7 protein-coding genes are annotated in these 21,079 nt (G+C 73.9%); 3 read left to right on the forward strand and 4 right to left on the reverse strand.

Translation table 11 applies throughout. The features are described from left to right. Positions 1–3: 3 nt before the first annotated feature. The 4 genes from ABZS58_RS36400 to ABZS58_RS36415 all read right to left on the reverse strand — a co-directional run bounded on the left by ABZS58_RS36400 (position 4) and on the right by ABZS58_RS36415 (position 3,872). A complete protein-coding gene (locus tag ABZS58_RS36400) occupies positions 4–1,419 on the reverse strand; it encodes a chitosanase (RefSeq protein ID WP_354787842.1) in 1,416 nt (471 codons plus the stop codon). Between the two features lie 64 nt (positions 1,420–1,483). After that, entirely contained in the window at positions 1,484–2,023 is a 540-nt protein-coding gene (locus ABZS58_RS36405) for a sigma-70 family RNA polymerase sigma factor (RefSeq protein WP_354787844.1), read from the reverse strand. A gap of 145 nt (positions 2,024–2,168) precedes the next feature. Further along, on the reverse strand, positions 2,169–3,005 hold the full coding sequence (locus tag ABZS58_RS36410; protein ID WP_354787845.1) for an RICIN domain-containing protein: 837 nt from the start codon (positions 3,003–3,005) through the stop codon (positions 2,169–2,171). 138 nt (positions 3,006–3,143) lie between these two features. Further along, on the reverse strand, positions 3,144–3,872 hold the full coding sequence (locus ABZS58_RS36415) for a zf-HC2 domain-containing protein (RefSeq protein WP_354787864.1): 729 nt from the start codon (positions 3,870–3,872) through the stop codon (positions 3,144–3,146). 782 nt (positions 3,873–4,654) lie between these two features. On the opposite strand from ABZS58_RS36415, the gene ABZS58_RS36420 reads away from it, so the two are divergent. From ABZS58_RS36420 to ABZS58_RS36430, 3 genes are read left to right on the forward strand one after another with little or no spacing between them, the layout of a single operon-like run. Then, a complete protein-coding gene (locus tag ABZS58_RS36420) occupies positions 4,655–16,804 on the forward strand; it encodes an amino acid adenylation domain-containing protein (RefSeq protein ID WP_354787847.1) in 12,150 nt (4,049 codons plus the stop codon). Continuing rightward, positions 16,801–20,010: an amino acid adenylation domain-containing protein gene (locus ABZS58_RS36425; RefSeq protein WP_354787848.1), complete on the forward strand. Its 3,210-nt coding sequence runs from the start codon at positions 16,801–16,803 to the stop codon at positions 20,008–20,010. The genes ABZS58_RS36420 and ABZS58_RS36425 overlap by 4 nt, the downstream gene beginning before the upstream one ends. Further along, positions 20,003–21,076, forward strand: coding sequence for a TauD/TfdA family dioxygenase (locus ABZS58_RS36430; protein WP_354787849.1), 1,074 nt, complete (start codon positions 20,003–20,005; stop codon positions 21,074–21,076). The genes ABZS58_RS36425 and ABZS58_RS36430 overlap by 8 nt, the downstream gene beginning before the upstream one ends. The last annotated feature ends 3 nt before the right edge of the window (positions 21,077–21,079 follow it).

A 21,079-nucleotide genomic window follows, 5' to 3' on the forward strand; every position in this document is an offset into this window, starting at 1 on the left:
CGCTCATCCGCTGCCGGGCGGTGCCCAGCGCTGGTTGGTGCCGCCGTTGCAGTTCATCAGCAGGACGAACGCGTTGAGGGCCGGCTCGTCTGCGGGGACGCCGAGGCACAGACCGGAGGCGGTGTTGACCAGGCGCCCGCCGGTGAAGCGCCACTGCTGCGAGCCGCGCCCGTCGCACGGGTCGATCTCGACCGGGATGCTCGGGCTGAGCAGGTCGCCGCGGGGCTGGGCGCAGAACGTGACCGCGCGTAGCGTGCCGTCCGGCTCGGCGGCCCACTGCTGGGCCTGGGTGCCGTTGCACGTCCAGGCCTTCATGTGGTTGCCGCCCTTCGCGACCCCGCCGTCGACGTCCAGGCACAGCCCCTCCGGCCCGATCACGGTGCCCTGCCTGCGGGTTCCCGGGTTGCCGCCCGGGTTGCCGGCAGGAGGTCCGCCGGTCGCGGGCGGTCCGCCGGCCGGCACCGACGGGCCAGGTCCGCCGGGACGCGTCGAGGTCTGGCCCGGCCGAGCGGAGGTCTGGCCCGGCCCGGGGGCCAACGGCAGCGCCAGCGAAGGGACCAGGTCGAACGGGTTCAGGTCGATGAGTTTCCGGGTGCCGTACGGTGCCACGGTCAGCGGTGGTTCGAGCTGGTCGTGGTGGCCGTCGAGGAGGGCGGCCAGGGCGTCGACCCGGCCCACCTCGTACGGCCAGATCTGCTGATGTGCCGGCACCGCCGGGTCGGCCAGCATCGACCGGCGGACGTTGAGGAACGCCTCCAGCCAGGTGCGTTCGCCGACCTTGGCGAGGCTGCCGGCGGCTTTCGCGTCGGCCTGCCGCAGCAGCTCGGGCAGCCCGTCGGGGCCGGCGCCGCTGCCGTGCTGGATCAGCGAGTCGTAGATGACGGCGAGTCCCAGCGGTGTACTGACCCCCAGCTCGCGGGCCTGGTCCAGGGCGGGGGCGAAGTACCGTTCCTGCAGTACGTCATGCTGGGCGCGGCGGAAGCCGGCGTCGCCGCTGGCGGACTGCCAGGCCTGCGCGAACGTGGCGAGGCCGCTCACGTCGTCGCTGTGCTTGCCGGCGAGCGTGGCCAGCACGGTGCCGTAGGTGCGGCTCAGGTCGTTGTCACCACTGCGGGTCGTGTAGCGGTGGATCACCTCGAGAGCCTCGCCGCCGGCGGTGGAGAAGTCACCGATGCCGGCGATGAAGCCACGCTGGTCGAAGTCGTTCACGACCCGCGCATACTGCGGGACCACGGAGTCGTGCAGCAGCACGCTCTCCAGCCGGTCGATGATGGTCCGCTGATCGGTGCTGAGCCGCAGGCCGGTCTGCCGGGCCCTCGCCACCAGCACCGCCGTCACGGCCACGACGGCCACCACGACGCAGGCGGAGACGATCAGCTTCGCACGTCGTGCACCGGCGGCCCGGTCGTGCGTCGCCAATCCGTCCTCCTGCCCGCCGGTCCCCGGCCACCCTACGACAGCCCGCCGCGCCGCGCCCGCCGGTCTATTCATCCAGATAGGAGCGCAATGCGCGTTTGGCGTAATGGCTGCGGGAGCGCACCGTACCGACCGGGACGCCGAGCTTCCGCGCGGTCTCCTCGAGGGAACGGTCGTGGAAGTACAGCTCGACGATGACCACCCGGTGCTCGGGCGACAGCCGCAGCAGGGCCCGGCGCATCCGGTCGGCCTCGACCATGCGCCCGACACCGTCCTCGTCGGCGGCGAACTGGCCGAGCTTGTCCATGGCGACCTCGGCCGGCCTGGCTCGTCTGGCCCGCAGCACGTCGATCACCAGGTGCCGGGCGACCGTGTACAGCCAGGGCCGCAGCGTGTCGATCTCGACGTCGTCGTGGCGGCTGAGGTGCCGCCAGGCCCTGGTGAACGTCTCCTGCACGACGTCCTCGGCGGCGGGACGGTCACCGAGCAGCAGGTTGATCACATAACCGGTCAGCGGCTCGCGGAACAGGGCGTGCAGGCGGGCGAGCTTGTCCGCGGCCGCGTGTGTCGGCTGCTGACCGGTGCCGCCCGATGCCACGACCATCATGCCTCCGTGTCTGTCCCGCCGCGCCGCAGGTTCGCCCGAACGCTGATCCCGACCCGAGGGTCGAGTCGAGTGATTGTTGCGTACAGGTGAACCCCACGTCACGTCCGGCATCGGCGGACACGTCTGGCCTGGGCCGGGGCGCGGATCAGCCGACCCGCGTCAGTTTCCAGATCTGGTTGGGCTTCGGCGCGGACGGGTCACCGTTGAGCTGCTGCACCGCCGCGCCCTCGGCACCGCTGCCCGAAGGGATCGACAGCAGCATGTTGCTGGCCCGATTCTGGATGGCGTACGTCCCGCTGCCCGCCGGCGAGAAGCACCAGCTCTGGTTGACGTTGCCGACCGCGTACGCCCACTGCTGCATCGTGGCGCCGTTGCCGGTGTTCGGGTTGTCCAGCGCCAGCCCGGAGTGCACGTTGACGAATTGGAAGCAGCCGCTGCCGGCCTCCGCGATCCGCCACTGCTCGGCCTCGCCGCTGCCGGCCGTCTGCACGATCTTGGCACCGTTGGCGGTCGCGCCGCCGAGGACCCCGGCGGCACGGCCGCTCTGCACGTTGACCAACTGCACGAGCACCCCTGCGGCCGGCACGACCGGACCAGCCGGCGGGGGCCCGGCGGCGGTCGTGGTGCCCGGGCCCGACGCCGGCTGGGTGCCCGGGTTCGTCGAGCCGGCCGGCGGGCGCTGGGATTGTGGTGGGCCCGACGGCGACCCCGACGGCACCGCGGACGACGCGCCGGTCGCCGGGTGGCCGGTCCCGGGCTCGTACCCGTCGACCGGCGGTCCTCCCGTGGCGCCCGGCCCCACCGCCTGCGGGGACGGTTTCGCCGACCACTCGACCGTCGCGGCCCAGGTGATCGAGACCGCGGCGAGCACGACGGCCGCGACGGTCAGCAGTCGCCAGGCGGGCGGGAGCCCGGGTGCCCGGTGCGAACCGACCGGGGGCTCGTCGGGATCCACTGCGGGTGAGACCGCATCGTCATGCACCGGGCGTCTCCGCTTCCTGGGTCCATCGTGCCGCGTGCCGTACCGCTGCCGAACTGCTTGCCGTGCCGCAAAGGACACAACGGTACTCATGCTTGGGATGTTCGAACGGCCGACCGGCCATCGGTCGCGCGGGCGGCCTCAGAAGCCGTTGCTGACCAGCAGCCGGTCGCCCTGGGCCAGCGCGAAGAACCTGATCTGGTCCCTGGCCACCGGGACCGTCCCGACGATCGTCTGCGGGCCGCCCGCGGCCACGCCGTGCGCGGCGACGTAGTTGCGTCCGTCGTGGGCCACGGCGAGCAGGTCGAACTCGGCACCGGGACGCAGCCCCACCGCGACGGCCCGCACGTCGGTGCCGCCCGCGCCGGGGGTCACGGTGATGGAGAGCTGGCCGCGGGCGCCCGTGCCGGTCTCGTCGCCGACAGGGACCCGGTCGTCGGTGGCCTTCGGGTAGACCAGGACCCCGCCGACGCCGAGGACCAGGCCGACGAGCAGCACCGTCGCGTAGCCGAGGACCCGCCGGGCACGCGACCCGGGCCGGCGGCCGGTGGGCCCGGTGGCGTCGCGGCGGGTTGTTGCCGGTCCGGTCGTCCCGCGGGCCGTGGTGGGCCCGGCAACGTCGCCGGTCGCGGCCGTGCCCGCCGACGTGGTGGTGGACCGTTCGAGCTCCGCCACCACGTCGGCGGGCAGGGCGGCGACGGCGACGGCGATCTCACTGGCCCGGTCCGCCTGCTCCTGGCAGTCCGCGCAGCGCAGCAGATGCTCCTCGAACCGTTCCTCTTGCCCGGCGTCGAGCGCACCGGTCAGATACAGGTCGATCTGGTCCTGGACGTGCGCCGCGGCCTGGCCCGATCGGTGGTTCGGTCCCATCACGCTCAGCTCCTCTGTGCCTGCGGCGCGGCCGTCGGGTTGCTCATCGTGCCGCGGGCACGGTTCGTCAGGCCCGTCAGAGGATCTCACATCCGGAATCGCAGCGGCGGCTGCCTGCCTCGGGCCCGCCCCGAACAATAGTCTTCCCGTGCGGGGCACGGTACCCTGCGATTCCGCAGCCGGAGCCCGACCGGCCCGGCGTGCCGCCGGGTGGGGCGCTTCGCGTGCTGCCGCCCGAACCGCACCGGCATGGCTCGTCGCGCGCCGGCGGCCACGGGAACTGTCCGGGCCGCCCGCCAGTTGTTCCGCGTAGCCGGCGCGGACCTGCGGGTCGGCCGGATCTCCACCGCGCCGCCCGGAACAGCCGGACAACCCGTCGCTCGTTCCGCTCGAAGTGAAGGTGTCCGTGTAGGCCTTCGCCGGTCACCACGCCGGCGCGTGCGCTGACCTCACCGACGACGGCGAGGCGGGCGCGCCGCTGTGGGGCGCGGTCACCGGCGTCGGCCTCGCGGCCCAGCGCATCGGCCGGGCGGACGCCCACCGCAGCCGGCACGGCGCACCGGCGCGACGGCACGCGGCCGCATGCGTGCGGGGCTGGACATGACCCGGCGCAGGCCGCCGCGCTCGTCGCCGCGCCGGCGGTGTGAGACCACGGCCGGCCGCCGCGGTTCGCCGTCCGATTGGCGACATGGCGCTGCAATTCGGCCACAAGTCGCGCGACCTTCAATAGCGCCTGCCGGACCGCGTGGCCCGGCATCGCAGAAGGAAGGGAGCTGTACCGGGTGTTGGAGAAGGCCACGACACGCATCCAGGAGGCGGACGCGATGACCGGCGTCCTGGGGTCCCGGCGGGCGACGCCCGTCGCGCCGCTCCAGGTCGGCTCCGAAGGCGCTGCCCCTGCCGTTGGCCTGGTCGCGGCCTCGTACGCGCAACGCCAGATGTGGTATCTGAGCCGCCTCGACGCCGAGACCGCCACCTACCTGGTGCCTCTGGCGTACCGGCTCCGCGGGCCGCTGGACGTGGCGGCGTTGTCGGCGGCGCTCGACGGACTGGTGGCCCGGCACGCCGCCCTGCGCACCACCCTGCGCACCACCCGAGAGCCGGCGGCGGACGCCACGGCTGGGCCGTCAGGTGCGGATGCCGTGCCGGACGGTGCTGCCCGGCGTCTGGTCCAGGTGGTCCACGACCCGTGCCCGGGGCTGTTGCGGGTGCACGACCTGAGCGGGCTGCCCGCGTGGCAACGCGATCAGGAAACGCAGACCCGGATCCACGCCGAGGCGCGCACCCCGATCGACCTGGATCGCGGACCGGTGCTGCGCGCCGTCCTGCTGCGCTGCGCGCCGGAGGAGCACGTGCTCCTGCTGACGATGCACCACGTCGCCGTCGACGAGTGGTCGCTCGGCATCCTGCACGACGAGTGGGAACGGCTCTACACCGCACACCGCACGGGGCGGCCGGCGGACCTCGGCCCGGTCGACGCCGACTGCCGCGACCACGCGGTGTGGCAGCACGACTGGCTCAGCGGCGCGGAGGCGGCCGCCCAGCGCGAATACTGGCGCGCCCAGCTCGCGGACGCACCCGCCGTCCTCGAACTGCCCACCCGCGGGCCTCGGCCCACCGTGCCGTCCAGCGCGGGGTCCACCCTGTCGTTCCCGCTGGACGTGTCGACCGAGGCGCTGATGGCGCTCTGCCATCGGATGGGCGTCTCTCCGTACATGGTCATGCTCGCCGCCGTGCAGGTGCTGCTGGCGCGCTGGACGGGGCAGCGCGACATCGTGGTGGGCACGCCCACGGCCAACCGGCAGCGGCCCGAGGTGCAGAAACTCGTCGGGCTGCTGCTGAACACCGTCGCCATCCGTGCCCGGCTGGACGACAACCCGTCGTTCGAGACGCTGCTCGATCGGGTGCGTACCGCCGCTCTCGAGGCCCTGGGCAACGAGGAGCTTCCCTTCGAGGCGTTGCTCGAGTCGCTGCGCCCGGCCCGCCATCCCGGCTTCACCCCGCTGTTCCAGGTGATGTTCGTGTACGGCCGGGAGGCGGCGCCACCGCGCCTCGACGGCCTCGAGGTCACCCCGCTCGAGGTACCCGGCAACACCGCCAAGTTCGACCTCACCGTGTCGGTGCGGGAGAACACCGACGGCGTGCGAACCGTGCTGGAATACCGCACCGACCTGTTCGACGACGACACGATGGTCCGCCTCGCCGGACACTTCCAGACGCTGCTGCGATCGCTGGTGGCCGACCCCGGCGCGCCGGTCGGCTCGGCCGCGATGCTCGCCCCCGGCGAGTACCGGCAGCTCGTCGCGGAGTGGAACCGCACCGCCACCCCCGCCGAGCCGGACGACCTGGTCCACGTGCTGATCGAGCAGCAGGCGCGCCGGACCCCCGACGGCGTGGCGGTGACCGACGGCGACACCGCGCTGACATACCACGAGCTGGATACGTGGGCCGAGGCACTGGCGGAGACGCTGCGCCAGCGGGGCGTCGGCATCGGTGGCCTGGCGGGTGTGCTCCTGCCACGCTCGGTCCCGTTCGCCGTGGCGGTCCTCGCCGTGCTGAAGACCGGCGCGGCCTACGTGCCCATGGATCCGTCCAACCCGCCCGCCCGGCTGCGGTACATGGTCGACGACACGGCCGCTCCGGTCGTCCTCACCTGCGCCGAGCTGGCCCACCTGGTGCCCGACGGCACGGCGTTGCTGGTGCCGGCCCTGGAGACGCCGGTCACGCAGTCCGACCCCGGTCGTGGCGCCGGCAGCGCGGGCGGCGGGCCGAAGCGACGGCCGCGGCGACGGCCGACGCCGTCGCCGGAGGACCTCGCGTACGTCATCTACACCTCCGGGTCCACGGGCCGTCCCAAGGGCGTCATGGTCACCCACCGCGGCGTGTGCAACTACGTGCGCTGGGCGGCCCAGGCCTACCGGCTGCAGCCCGAGGACACCGTCCCGCTGCACTCCTCGATCGGGTTCGACCTGACCGTCACGAGCCTGCTGGTCCCGCTGACCAGCGGGGCCACCGTCCTGATGATCGGCGAACACCTGGGCCCTGAGGCGCTGGGCGAGGCGCTGCGCGGCCGGCGGACGCCGTTCGGGCTGGTCAAGATCACCCCCGCCCAGCTCGACCTCGTCAACCACCAGCTCCGCCCCGCCGAGATGGCCGACCGCACCCGGTGCTTCGTCATCGGCGGTGAGAACCTGCGCGCCGACCAGGTGACACCCTGGCGGGCCCACTCGCCCGCGACCGCGCTGGTCAACGAGTACGGGCCGACGGAGACGGTGGTCGGTTGCGCCGCGTACGAGGTCGACCCGGCCACACCGGCCGACGGCTCCGTCCCCATCGGCCGGCCGATCGCCAACACCGAGCTGTATGTGCTCGACGCGTGGGGGAACCCGGTCCCGGCGGGCGTGGTCGGCGAGCTGTACGTCGGCGGAGCCGGCGTGGCGCGCGGCTACCTGAACCAGCCGACGTTGACGGAGGAGCGGTTCGTCCCGGACCCGTTCTCGTCCGTCCCCGGCGCGCGGCTGTACCGCACCGGCGACCTCGTGCGCATGCGCCCCGACGGAAACCTCGAATACCTGGGCCGCACCGACAACCAGGTCAAACTGCGCGGCTACCGCATCGAGTGCGGCGAGATCGAGGCGGCCGTCCGGCGGCGCCTGCCGGACAGCGACGTGACGGTGCGGCTGCGCCGGGAAGACCCCGACGACCCGCGGCTCGTCGCGTACGTGGCGGGCGGGGCGGACACCGACCGTGACACCGCGGTCCTCCGCACGGCCCTCGCCGCCGACCTGCCGTCCTACATGGTTCCCGCCGCGTTCGTCTTCCTCGACGCGCTGCCGCTGACCGGCAACGGGAAGGTGGACACCGCCGCGCTGCCCGCACCCGGGCACGATCAGCCCGCGGCACCCGACCAGCCCGCGGCACCCGAACAGCCGGTGGCCGCGGCCGCCGACCCGGGCCCGGCGCAGTGGGACTCCGCACGGATACGCCTCGAGCGGCTGGTCGTGGACGTGTGGCGCGACGTGCTCGGCGTGACGCGGGTCGGGGTGCGGGACAACTTCTTCGACCTCGGCGGCCACTCGATGCGCCTGCTGACCGTCCTCGAGCGGCTGCGCGCTCAGCTCGGCGACGTCGTCACGGTCACGGACCTGTTCCGGAACCCCACCGTCGAATCCCTGGCGGCGTTCCTCACCACCGCCACCACCGCAACGACGACCGCACCGTTCGCCCCGCGCCCCGCGCCGCCCCGCGTCGCACGGCCGTCCGCCGGCGCGAGCGATGGCACCGGCCGGCCCGGCGGCATGATCGCCGTCGTCGGCATGGCCTGCCGCTTCCCCGGCGCGCGGACGCTCGACGAGTACTGGGACAACATCCGCACCGGCGTGGAGTCGGTACAGGAGTTCAGCGTCGAGGAGATGCTGGCCGACGGGGCGGACCCGAGCAGGCTCGACGACCCGGCGTACGTCCGGGCCGGCACCTACCTGCCCGGGATAGACCAGTTCGACGCGGCCTTCTTCGGTATCACGCCCCGCGAGGCGCAGACCCTCGACCCGCAGCACCGGCTCCTGCTCGAATGCGCCTGGCATGCGCTGGAGCACGCCGGCTACGACCCGTCCGGCCATCCCGGCCGGATCGGACTGTTCGCCGGGTCAGGTCGCAGCACCTACCTCCTCGACTACCTCAGCAGCAGGCCGGAGCTGATGAGCGCCATCGGCGAGCACCAGTTGTCCATCAACAACGACAAGGACTTCCTGCTCAGCCGGGTCGCCTACAAGCTCGACCTCACCGGCCCCGCCGTCACCGTCGCCACCGCCTGCTCGACCTCGCTGGTGGCCGTGCACCTCGGCCGGCAGAGCCTGCTGACCGGCGAGTCCGACCTGGTCCTGGCCGGCGGCGTCAGCATCTTCCCCGCGCAGCGGCGCGGCTACCTCTACCACGACGGCGGGGTGTACTCGCCCGATGGGCACTGCCGCCCGTTCAGCGCGGACGCGCGCGGCAGCATCGCCTCCAGCGGCGTCGGAATCGTCGCGCTGAAGCGGCTCGAGGACGCCGTCGCGGCCGACGACACGATCTACGCCGTGATCCGCGGTTCCGCCATCAACAACGACGGGGCCCGCCGCACCGGGTACACCGCGCCGGGCGTCGACGGCCAGGTCGAGGTGGTCAGCAGCGCGCTGGCCGCGGCCGGCGTGGACCCCCGTTCGGTGAGCTACGTGGAGGCCCACGGGACGGGCACGAGCCTCGGCGACCCCATCGAGGTGACCGCCCTGACGGAGGCGTTCCGGCGCGGCACCGACGACCGCGCCTTCTGCGCCCTCGGCTCCGTCAAGGCCAACATCGGGCACACCGACGCCGCGGCCGGTGTCGCCGGCCTGATCAAGACGATCATGGCGCTGTACAGCCGTACGCTGCCCCCGACGATCAACGTCAGCCGGCCCAACCCGGCGATCGACTTCGAGGGCAGCCCGTTCTACCTCAACGACACCGCCCACCCGTGGCCCTCCGACGGCCCCCGCCGGGCGGGGGTCAGCTCGTTCGGCATGGGCGGCACGAACGCCCACGTCGTGCTGGAGGAGCCGCCGGCCACGACAACCGCGCCGCCGGCCACGACCGTCGCGGGGCCGCAACTGCTGGTCGTGTCGGCCCGGACGGCCGAGTCGCTGCAGCGCCAGACGAGCCAGGTCCGCGACTGGCTGGACGCGCATCCCGGGGTGGACCTCGGCGACGCGGTGGCCGACCTGGGCCGGCGCCAGTCGATGACCCACCGGCGTTTCCTCGTCGCGGCGGACCGCGCCGACGCGCTGGCAGCCCTCGACTCACCGCAGCGGCAGTTCACCGGCATGCACCCCGGCGGCCGGCGGCCGCTGGTGTTCGCCTTCCCCGGGCACGGCGCCCAGCACGTGGCGATGGGCGCCGGCCTGTACCGCGCGGAGCCGATCTACCGGGCCGTGGTGGACGAATGCGCCGAGCTGCTCCACGACGACCTGCGGCTCGACCTGCGTACCCTCCTCTGCCCCGCGCCCGACGGACACGAGCGGGCCGAGCGGCTGCTCGCGCAGCCGCGGCTGATCCAGCCCGCGCTGTTCGTCACTGGGTACGCCCTCGCCCGGACGCTGCTCGCCCGCGGCGTGACCCCGGACCTGATGGTGGGGCACAGCCTCGGCGAGTACGTCGCCGCGTGCCTCGCCGGGGTCTTCTCCCTGGCCGACGCGTTGCGCCTGGTGTGCGCCCGCGGTGAACTGGTCGAGCGGACCCCGGCCGGGGCGATGTTCGCGGTGAGCCTGCCCGAGACGGCGGTGGCCCGGCTGCTGGACGACCGGGTGTCGCTGGCCGCCGTCAACGCTCCGGAGCTGTGCGTGCTGTCCGGCGACCCGGAGGCGACCGAGGAGCTCCGCCGGCGGCTGACCGGCGACGGGGTCGACTGCCGGCCGCTGCGGGTCACCCGCGGCTATCACTCCGCCCTGCTCGACCCGGTGCTCGACGAGTTCGCCGATCACGCCCGCCGCGTCACCTACCGGGAACCCGAGCGCCCCTACCTGGCCAACCTGACCGGCGGCCTCGTCACCCCCGGCCAGGTCACCGATCCGGGGTACTGGGTGCGGCACATGCGCGAGCCGGTGCGGTTCGCCGAGTCGGCGGCGCTGCTCGCCGAGCAGGACGTCGTCTTCGCGGAGCTGGGTCCCGGGCACGCCCTCGGCGGCCTGGCGCGGTTGGCCGGCCTGCGGCCCGGCCAGGTGGTGGCGGCGATGCGGCATCCACGCCACGACGGCGACGACCTTGTCACGATGCTCGACGCCGTCGGCCGGATGTGGCTGTCCGGCGTACCGGTCGACTGGACACGCTTCCGCGGCGGCCCGCGCCGCCGTCCGGCGCTGCCCGGCTACCCGTTCGAGCGGCACCGGCACTGGGTGGACGCGGCGCCGCGGACGATCGCGGCGGACCCGGCGCCCGCCCCGTCGGACGGCGCCTCGCCGGCGGTTTCCCCGGCCCGCCCGGACGAGCCCGAGGCCGTCGACGCCGGCAACCGGCCGGCCCTCAGCACGTCCTACGCCGTCCCGGACACACCCGAGCAGGAGTGCGTGGCGGAGATCTGGACCGAGCTGCTCGGCATCCGGCCGATCGGGGCGCTCGACAACTTCTTCGAGCTGGGAGGGCATTCGCTGCTCGCCACCCAGCTCGTCGTGCGGCTGCGTGCCCGGCTCGGTGTGGCGCTGCCGCTCGAGACGGTCTTCGCGCAACCGACCGTCGCCGAGCTCGCGGCGGTGCTGCCCGCGACCGGCGCCGCGCCCGCCCGCACCGCGGATGCCATGGCCGTCGCCGAGCGGCCCACCGCCGCGCCGGCCCAGCCGGCCATCCCTCGCGCCGACCCCGGCGCCGGACCGGCACCGCTGTCCTCCGGGCAGCACCGGCTGTGGTTCCTCGACCAGGCGTACCACCAGAACGCCTACACCGTCAGCACCACGCTGCTGCTGGACGGCACCCTTGACGTCGACGCCCTGCGCGGCGCGCTGGCCGAACTGGTCCGGCGGCACGAGTCGCTGCGCACCGTCTTCCCGCTCGGCCCCGACGGCGACCCCGTCCAGGAGGTGCTGCCGCCGGGCGTGGTCGACCTGCCGACCATGTCCGCGCCGGTGGGCGCGGAGACGGACACCCCGGCGCCGGGTGCGCGCAGCATCGTGGAGCAGGCGGTCGCCGACGCGGTGCCGCAGTGGGTCCACCAGGCCCTGGCCGCAATCGTCCGACGCCCGTTCGACCTGGCCCGCGGGCCGCTGTTCCGGGCCGTGCTGCTCCGGATCGCCGACGACCGGCACGTGCTGTCGCTGACCATGCACCACAACGTCTCTGACGGGTGGTCCCTCGGCATCATCGCCGGCGAGCTGGCCACGCTTTACGGCGCCGTCCTCGACGGCCGCCCCTCGCCGCTGCCCGAACCGGCCGTCCAGTACGGCGACTACGCGCGCTGGCAGCGCAGCCGGATGGCGGACACCGACAGCGACGACATGCGGTACTGGCGCCGGCAGCTCGACGGTGTGGCGAGCGTCCTGGAAGTGCCCACCGACCGGCCACGGCCGCCGGTGCAGACCTTCGACGGCGCGGTCAGCACCCGCGTCCTGCCTCCGCAGACGGCCGACGAACTGCGCCGCTTCAGCCAGGCCAGGGGCGCCACCCTGGCCATGACGGTGCTGGCCGTCCTGAAGGCCCTGCTCTGGCGCTACACCGGCCAGGCCGACATCTGCGTCGGCACCCCGGTCGCCGGGCGGGTCCGCGCCGAGCTCGAACCGATGGTCGGCTTCTTCGTCAACATGCTGCCGTTGCGGACCGTCATCGACGGCGACTGGACCTTCGAGGAGCTGCTCGGGCAGGTACGGCGCACGGCGCTGGGGGCGTACGACCACCAGGAGGTGCCGTTCGAGCGGCTGGTGGACCTCGTCGACGCACCACGTGATCTCAGCCGGAACCCCCTGTTCCAGGTGATGTTCAACATGCTGAACGTTCCCGAACGGGACCTGGAGACGACCGGGCTGCGGATGGTCCAGTTCGCCGTCGAGCCGGGCATCGCCCAGCAGGACCTGGCCCTGTACGCGTACGAGGTGGCCGACGGGATCCGGTTCCGGCTGGAGTACAACACCGACCTGTTCGACGCGGCGACCGCCGAGAGGATGATGGGACACCTGGAGACGCTGCTCGCCGCCGCTGTCGCCGATCCCGGCGTCCGGCTGGCGGACGTGGCCGTCCTCACCCCCGCCGAGCTGGCCAGGGTCGCCGAATGGAACGACACCGCCACCGCACTCGGCTGGTCCGAACGGGACGCCGAGACACCGGCGGCCGGCGGCGCGCCGGCCCCGCACGTGCCGACCCTCGTCGAGCTGATCGCACGCCAGGTCGCGACGAACCCCGACCGGCCCGCCGTGACGTTCGGGGCGACCACGCTCACGTACGCCGAGTTCAACGCCCGGACCAACCGGCTCGCCCACCGGCTCCGCCGGGCCGGCGTCGGCCCGGACGTCACCGTCGCCGTCTGCCTGAACCGCTCGCACGAGCTGCCGGTCACGCTGGTCGGCGTGCTCAAGGCGGGCGGCGCGTACGTCCCGGTGGACCCCGACTACCCGATCGAGCGGCAGCGGTACGTGCTGGAGCACAGCGGCGCCGCGGTCCTGGTGACCGAGGCGGGCCTCGCCGACCGGTTCTCCGGGTACTCCGGCGAGGTGGTGCACAGCGGCGAGGCGCTATCGGAGCCGGACACCGACCCCGAGCCGCTGGCCGGGCCGGACGACCTCGCGTACGTGATCTACACGTCCGGGTCGACGGGACGCCCCAAGGGCGTACGGGTGACGCACGGCGCCGTCGTCAACCTCCTGGCCGCCATGCGCGAACGGCCGGGTCTGACCAGCGACGGCACGATGCTCGCGATGGCCAGCTTCGCCTTCGACATGTCCGTGCCGGAGCTCTTCCTGCCCCTCGTGGTCGGCGCCCGGATGCTGATGGTGGGTCGCGACGTCGCCTACGACGCGATGCGGCTGGCCGAACTGCTCACCGCGGAAGGGGTCACCCTGGCCCAGGGCACCCCGGCGACCTGGCGGCTGCTGATCGAGTCCGGCTGGACCGGGATGCCCGGCCTGACGGCCGTGTGCGGCGGCGAGGCGGTGTCCGCGCCGTTGGCCCGGCAGCTGGCCGAGCGGGTCGGCGCGTTGTGGAACCTCTACGGCCCGACCGAGGCCGCCGTCTGGTCCACGATGGAACGCATCGAGCCCGGCTTCACGCACCTCACCATCGGCCGCCCGATCGGCAACATGCGCGTCTACGTGCTCGACCAGCAGCTGTCCCCCGTGCCGGTGGGCGTGCTGGGGGAGCTGTACCTCGGCGGTGCGGGACTGGCGCGCGACTACCACGGCGACCCGGATCTCACCGCGCAGCGGTTCGTGCTGGACCCGTTCGGCGGCGGCCGGCTGTACCGCACCGGCGACCTCGGTCGCTACCTGGCCGACGGTCGTGTCGAGTTCGTCGGCCGCGGCGACTCCCAGGTGAAGGTCCGCGGGTTCCGCATCGAACTCGGCGAGATCGAGGCGGTGCTGCGCCGCCACCCGTCGGTGCGCGACACCGCCGTCGTGGTCCGCGAGGACGAGGGCGAGAAGACGATCGTGGCCTACCTGACGCTGACCACCGCAGCGGAACCCGGTGGGGACGCGGATGCGGACCAGGCGGCGGGGCCGGACGTCACGGCCGACTTCGACGCCGACCCGGCGCCGTGGCGGGCGTTCGCCCGCACCTACCTGCCGGACTACATGGTGCCGTCCGCCTTCGTGGTGCTCGACCGCATGCCGCTCAGCGCCAACCGCAAGGTCGACCGCGCGGCCCTGCCCGCACCCCGCCGCGGCGGCGCCGGTGTCGGTGCCACCCTTGCGGACACCCCGCTGCGGAAGGCCCTGGCCGAGCGGTGGGCGGCGGTGCTCGGCTACGACAGCGTCGGCATCGACGACGACTTCTTCGACCTCGGCGGCGACTCCTTCAAAGCCATCAAGGCGCTGGTCGGGAACGACCCGGCGATCAGCGTCCTCGACCTGTTCCGCTACCCGACGATCCGGTCGTTGACCGAGCACCTGGACGCGACCGGGGGTTCCGTCGGACGGCTGCTGCACGAGCTGACCCCTGCACGACCGGCGACGCCGACGCAGCTGACGCTGCTGTGCGTTCCGTTCGGCGGCGGCAGCGCGATCACCTACCAGCCGCTGGCGGACGCCCTCCCACCGGGCGTGTCGCTGTTTTCCCTGGAGCGGCCCGGTCATGACCTGAACCGCCCGGACGAACCCCTGCTGGGCATGGACGAACTGGTGGACCGCTGCGTTGCCGAGGTCGTCGAGGGGATCAGCGGCCCGGTGGCGGTGTACGGGCACTGCGTGGGCGGCGCCGTCGCGGTGGAGCTGGGACGCCGGCTCGAGGCGGCCGGCGTCGAGCTCACCGGCGTGGTCATCGGCGCCCACTTCCCCTCCCCGAGACTGCCCGGCCGGGTGTTCGCCTGGCTGCGGCGGTGGTTCCCGATGGAGCACTGGAGGTCGAAACGGCGGACCCTGGAAGAGCTGCGCGCGATGGGCTTCTTCACTGAGGTCTTCGACGAGAACGAGAAGGACTTCGTCATGCGCGTGGTCCTGGCCGACTCCGCGATGGGCGAGGACTACTACACCGAGGTCTACACCGACGGGCTGCCCCGGAAACTGACGGCCCCGCTCGTCTGCGTCATCGGCAGCGGTGACCGCGCCACGGAGCTGTACCAGGAGCGTTACCTGGAGTGGGGGTTCTTCTCCGACCGGGTGTCGCTGGAGGTCATCGAGGGCGCCGGCCACTACTTCGCCAAGCACCAGCCCGACGAGCTGGCGAGCACCATCCTGGCGAGCTGCGGCGCGACGACCGCGACGGCGCCGGTGTCCGCGGTGTCCGCGGCGTCGGCAGCGCGGCAGGAGCCGGCCGGCATCGCACCGCGGAAGACCGGGGCCGCCGCGACCGTGCCGCCGCGCAAGCAGCCGGAGGACAGCGCGGCCGTCCCCGCCCCACCGGCCGTTCACCGGCCCGCCGCGCGCCGCGCGATGCCCAGCCTGACCGTGTTCTACCTGATCGCGATCGGTCAGCTCGTCTCGCTCATCGGCAGCGGACTGACCGGCTTCGGCATGAGCCTGTGGGTGTACCAGCAGACCCGGTCGGTCTCGCTGTTCGCCACGGCCACCGTCCTGGCGCTGCTGCCCGCCGTGGTCCTCTCCCCGATCGCGGGCACACTGGCGGACCGGTGGAACCGACGGCTGATCATGATCCTCGCGGACTCCCTGGCAGCCGCCGGCACCGTGAGCCTCGCCCTTCTCCTGTGGTTGGGCCAGCTCCAGCTCTGGCACGTGTTCACCGCCATCACCGTCACCGCGGTGGCGACCGCCTTCCAGCAACCCGCCTACCTGGCGGCCGTCACGCAACTGGTGCCGAAGCGGTACTACGGGCGCGCCAACGGCATCGTCTCCCTCGCCACGGCGACGAGCACCGTGCTGGCGCCGCTGGTCGGTGGGGCTCTGGTGATCGCCGTCGGGCTGCGCGGGATCGTCGTCATCGACCTGCTCACCTTCGCCTTCGCGGTCACCGTCGCCCTGTCGGTCCGCTTCCCGGACACCCTGTTCGTCAAGCGCGAGGAGCCGTTCCTGCGGGAGATCCTGGGCGGCTGGCGGTTCATCACCCGCCGGCACGGCCTGGTGGCGTTGGTCGTGCTGACCGCGTCGCTGAACTACTTCTTCTCCATGGTCGAGGTCCTGGTCACCCCGCTGACCCTGTCGTTCGGCGATCCGGCGGTGCTCGGCAGGGTGCTCGCCGCGAGCGGGGTCGGCATGGTCGTCGGCTCGGTCCTCATGGGTGTATGGGGCGGCACGGCCCGGCGTACCACCGGCATCCTGGCCGGCGTCGTGCTCCTCGGCGCGTCGCTGCTCATCGTCGGCCTGCGGCCGAGCCCGCTGTTCCCGACCCTCGGCCTGTTCGGCATGGGCCTGGCCACGGCCCTGGTGAACACACACTGGCTGGCCATCGTGCAGGCCAAGGTAGGGCTCGACCTGCAGGGACGGGTCCTGGCCATGGGCCAGATGCTGTCCTGGCTGATGGTGCCGGCCGGTTTCCTCACCGGCGGCCCGCTCGCCGAGCACGTCTTCGCCCCGATGGTGTCCTCCAACGGTGTGCTGGCCTCCGTCATCGGCACCGGACCGGGCCGCGGCATGGCCCTCGCGGCGATCGTGGCCGGACTCTGCTCCCTCGTCCTCGCCGCCGCCGGCATCGCCTACCGGCCTATCCGCAACGTCGAGGACGAACTACCCGACAACAACCCCGGCAAGATCATCCTCGCCGACAAGGAACGCCTGCAGGAGGCGGCCGACCGCCAGCTCGCGCTGCACAGGAGCGGAGGTCCACGCCGATGAGCGCACCCACCCGACCCAGCGGACCCACCCGCCGGCGCACGACCGGTGCGATGCCTGCCGCGGACTGCCTGCACCGGATGGTGGCCGCACAGGCCACCCGCACCCCCGACGCGGAGGCGGTACGGCACGCCGACCGCGCCCTGTCCTACCGCGAGCTCGACGAGGCGGCGAACCGGCTCGCCCGGGTGCTGCTCCAGCGCGGGGTGACCCGGGAGGAACGCGTCGGCGTCTGCCTGCCGCGCACACCCGACCTGGTGGTCGCCCTGCTCGCCGTACTCAAGGCCGGCGCCTGCTACGTCCCGCTGGACCCGGCCTACCCACCGGCCCGGGTGGGCTTCATGACCGCCGACTCCGGCGCGCGGCTGGTGCTGACCCGCTCCGACCTCGCCGACCGGTTCCCCGGCACGGCGATCCCAGTCGACCGGCTGGATCCGGCCCTGGATCCGGCCCTGGACGGCACCGACCCGGCGGTGCCGTCCACGCCGACGGACCTGGCCTACGTCATCTACACCTCCGGCTCCACCGGACGGCCCAAGGGCGTGGCCATCGAACACCGCTCGGCGTCGGTGCTCATGCACTGGGCCCGGCAGACCTTCGACGACGCCGAACTGGGCGGCATGCTCGCCGCCACCTCCGTCTGCTTCGACCTGTCCGTCTTCGAGATCTTCGCCCCGCTCTGCTGGGGCGGCAGGGTGCTGCTCGCCGACAACGTGCTGGCCCTCGCCGCCCCCGGCGCGGACCGGCTGCCCGTCACCCTGGTCAACACCGTTCCCTCCGCGATGGGGGAGCTGCTCACCGCGGGCGCTCTGCCGCAGAGCGTGCGCACGGTCTGCCTGGCCGGCGAGCCGCTCACCGCCGCGCTGGCCGCCCGGGTGTGGTCCCGCCCGCACGTACGGCGGCTGTGCAACCTCTACGGCCCGTCCGAGGACACCACCTACTCCACCTGGGCGGAGGTGCCACCGGACAGCGGGGACCCGCCGATCGGCCGCCCGCTGCCGCAGACCCGGGCCTACGTCCTCGACCCCGACGGGCAGCCGGTCCCGCCGGGCGAGCCGGGCGAGCTCTACCTGGCCGGGGCGGGCCTGGCCCGCGGCTATCTCAACCGGCCGGAGGAGACCCGGGCCCGGTTCCTGCCCGACCCGTTCCGGTCCGCCGAGCGGATCTACCGCACCGGCGACCGGGTCCGGCTGCGGCCGGACGGACAGCTGGCGTACCTGGGCCGGCTCGACGACCAGGTGAAACTGCGGGGCTACCGGATCGAGCTGGGTGAGGTCTCCGCCCGCCTCGCCGCCCTGCCCGGGGTCCGCGAAGCGACCGCCGCCGTGCGGGAAGGACCGAGCGGGGACCCGCTGCTGGTCGGCTACCTGGTCGGCGAGCGGTGCGACGACGTACGGGCCCGGCTCGCCGAAGTGCTGCCCGCCCCGCTGGTCCCCACGACCGTGGTCTGGCTGGACCGGCTGCCCACCCTGCCCAACGGCAAGGTGGACCGCTCAGCCCTGCCCGGCCCCGTCCTCGGCGACGACTCCGGGCCCGGCGCCGGGCCCGACGACGAGACTGACGCCGGGCCGATGCACGGGACGGCCGGCGCGGTGGCGGCGGTCTGGCGCGAGGTGCTCAGCGTGCCGGTCACCGGCGCCGACAGCGACTTCCTCGCCCTCGGCGGCGACTCTCTGCTCGCGGTCCGCTGCGCCACCCGGCTGGCTGCCGCGACCGGCCGGCCGGTCCGGCCGGGCGACCTCTTCGCCCACCCGACCGTCGCCGCGTTGGCCGCCCACCTCGACGGGCTGACCGCCGGCCCGGCGCCGGTCGGGGAGCCGGCCGTCCCGGCGCCGTCCGGCTCCCCGACGGACGCTGCCCCGCTGTCCGCCGCGCAGACCCGGCTCTGGTTCCTGCACCAGCTCGACCCGGACGACACCTCCTACCTGCTGGCCTTCGCGATCCGGTTCGCCACGCCGCTGGACCCGGACCGGCTGGCCCGGGCGCTGCGCCGGGTCCTGGACCGGCATCCGGCCCTGCGCACGGTGTTCCCCTCCGGCCCGGACGGGCCGGTGCAGCAGGTCCGCCCCTCCGCCGACCCGGCGTCTGTCGTCGCACCTTCCGATTCGGGCACGCCGCTCGACGCGAGGCTCACCCGGCTCGCCGCCGATGCCACCCGGGCACCCATGGACCTGGCCACCGGCCCGCTGCTCCGCACCCGTCTGGTGCCGGACGACACCGGCCACGCGGTCGCGCTGCTGCTGGTCGTCCACCACATCGTCTGCGACGACTGGTCGTTCGGCGTGATCGTGCGGGACCTGGCCCGCGCGTACGACACCGAGGCGGACGGCGCGGCGGCGCCCGAACCCCCGGCGGCCGGCCCGGCGACGCTCGCCCTGGCCCAGCGCAACTGGCTTGCCGGGCCGGCGGGGCGGCAGGCGGTGGCCGACGTGCTGGACGAGCTGCGTGGGGCCCCCGACCTGCTCGACCTGCCCCCCGCCCCGCCCCGGCCGGGTCAGCCACCGCCGCACGTCGCGCGTCCGGGCCGGGACGCACCGTCCGGCGCCGCGCTGCGCACCTGGGTGGACGCCGGCACCGCTGCGGCCGTGCGGGACCTGGCCAGGGCCGAGCGGGTCAGCCTGCACATGGTCGGGCTGGCCGCCTTCGCCGCCCTGCTCGGCACGGCCACCGGCCGGCACGACCTGCTGATCGGCGTCGCCTTCGCCGGCCGGACCAGCGTCGCCGCCGAGCAGAGCGTCGGCTGCTACGTCAACACGCTGCCGCTGTGGCTGCGTCCCGCACCCGGCCGCCGCTTCGCCGACCTGCTCGACGAGGCCCGCCGGGCCACCCTGTTCGCCGCGGCCCACCAGGACGTCCCCTTCGATCTGCTGGTGGAGCGGCTGCGGCCCACCCGCCGGCCGCACCGCAACCCGCTGGTGCAGGTCGCCTTCGGCGTGCAGAACGCCCCGCCGGCCCGGCACCGCGGCGCGGCCGGGGAGTTCACCGGCGTGGAACTGACCCCGGACACCGCCCGGCTCGACCTGACCCTCTGGCTCGACGAGCGGCGGGACGGGCTGGAGGCGCTCTGGACCTACCGCACCGACCTGTTCGACCACGACGGCGTGGTCGCGTGGCACCGCCGCCTCACCGCGCTGCTGCGTACCGCCGCCGCCGACCCCCGGCGCAGTCTTGCCGACCTCGCCGACACCTCTGGAGCGAAACATGAGTGAGCAGACCCGGGTCGCGCGGACCATCCCCCGTCGCGGCCGCGAACGGAACCTGGTGGACGTGCGCCCCGACTGGCCCGGCGGCCCGCTACCGGCGCTGGTGCAGGCCGGCGTGCCCGACGTCGACCTGGCCGGCTGGCTGGCCGGCCACCGCGACGAGGTCGACGAGCTGGCCCGCCGCGCCGGAGCCGTGCTGTTCCGCGGCTTCGCCGTGGCCGGCGCCGCCGACTTCCGCACCGTGATGGCCGCCCTCTCCGACGACGTGCTCTCCTACGGCGAACGCTCCTCACCGCGCAGCAAGGTCACCGAGGGGGTGTACACCTCCACCGAGCACCCCGCCGACCAGCCGATCGTGCTGCACAACGAGCAGTCGTACACGGTGAACTGGCCGACGCGCATCGTGTTCCACTGCGAGGTGGCGCCGGCCGCCGGCGGGCGCACCCCGCTGGCCGACAGCCGCCGGGTGCTCGCCAGGCTCCGCCCGGAGACCGTCGCCGAGTTCGAGCAGCGCGGGGTGCTCTACCGGCGCAACTACCTGCCCGGCATCAGCCTCTCCTGGCAGACCGCGTTCCAGACCGAACGACGCGAGGACGTCGAGGCGTACTGCGCCCGGGCGCTGATCGACGTGGAATGGGTCAGCGACCGGCAGCTGCGCACCCGGCAGGTCCGCCCGGCGGTGCGCCGCCACCCGGTCACCGGGGAGCCGACCTGGTTCAACCACGCGCTGTTCTTCCACGTCACGTCCCTACCCGACGACGTCAGCGCCGGCCTGCGGGCCGCCCTCGGCGAGGAGGACCTGCCCTACCAGACCGCGTACGGGGACGGCACGCCCATCCCCGACGAGGTGCTGGCCGAGCTGCGGGCGGCGTACGCCGCCGAGACCCGCTCCTTCGACTGGCAGCGCGGCGACGTGCTGCTGGTGGAGAACATGCTCGCCGCGCACGCCCGGGAGCCGTTCACCCCGCCCCGGCGGATCCTCACCGCGATGTCCGACCCGGTCGCCGCGCCCGAGCTGACCGAGGCGCTGCGCGCCGGCGCGACGCCGACCACGACGGGAGACCGGCCGTGAGCG

This window comes from Dactylosporangium sp. NPDC005555 (assembly GCF_040605635.1).
Taxonomy (GTDB): Bacteria; Actinomycetota; Actinomycetes; order Mycobacteriales; family Micromonosporaceae; genus Dactylosporangium.

What these genes read in the sequence shown, in the direction of transcription:
- ABZS58_RS36405 (WP_354787844.1), bottom strand. Translation starts at nt 2,023, where the DNA reads ATGATGGTCGTGGCATCGGGCGGCACCGGTCAGCAGCCGACACACGCG.
- ABZS58_RS36415 (WP_354787864.1), bottom strand. Translation starts at nt 3,872, where the DNA reads ATGGGACCGAACCACCGATCGGGCCAGGCCGCGGCGCACGTCCAGGAC.
- ABZS58_RS36425 (WP_354787848.1), top strand. Translation starts at nt 16,801, where the DNA reads ATGAGCGCACCCACCCGACCCAGCGGACCCACCCGCCGGCGCACGACC.
- ABZS58_RS36430 (WP_354787849.1), top strand. Translation starts at nt 20,003, where the DNA reads ATGAGTGAGCAGACCCGGGTCGCGCGGACCATCCCCCGTCGCGGCCGC.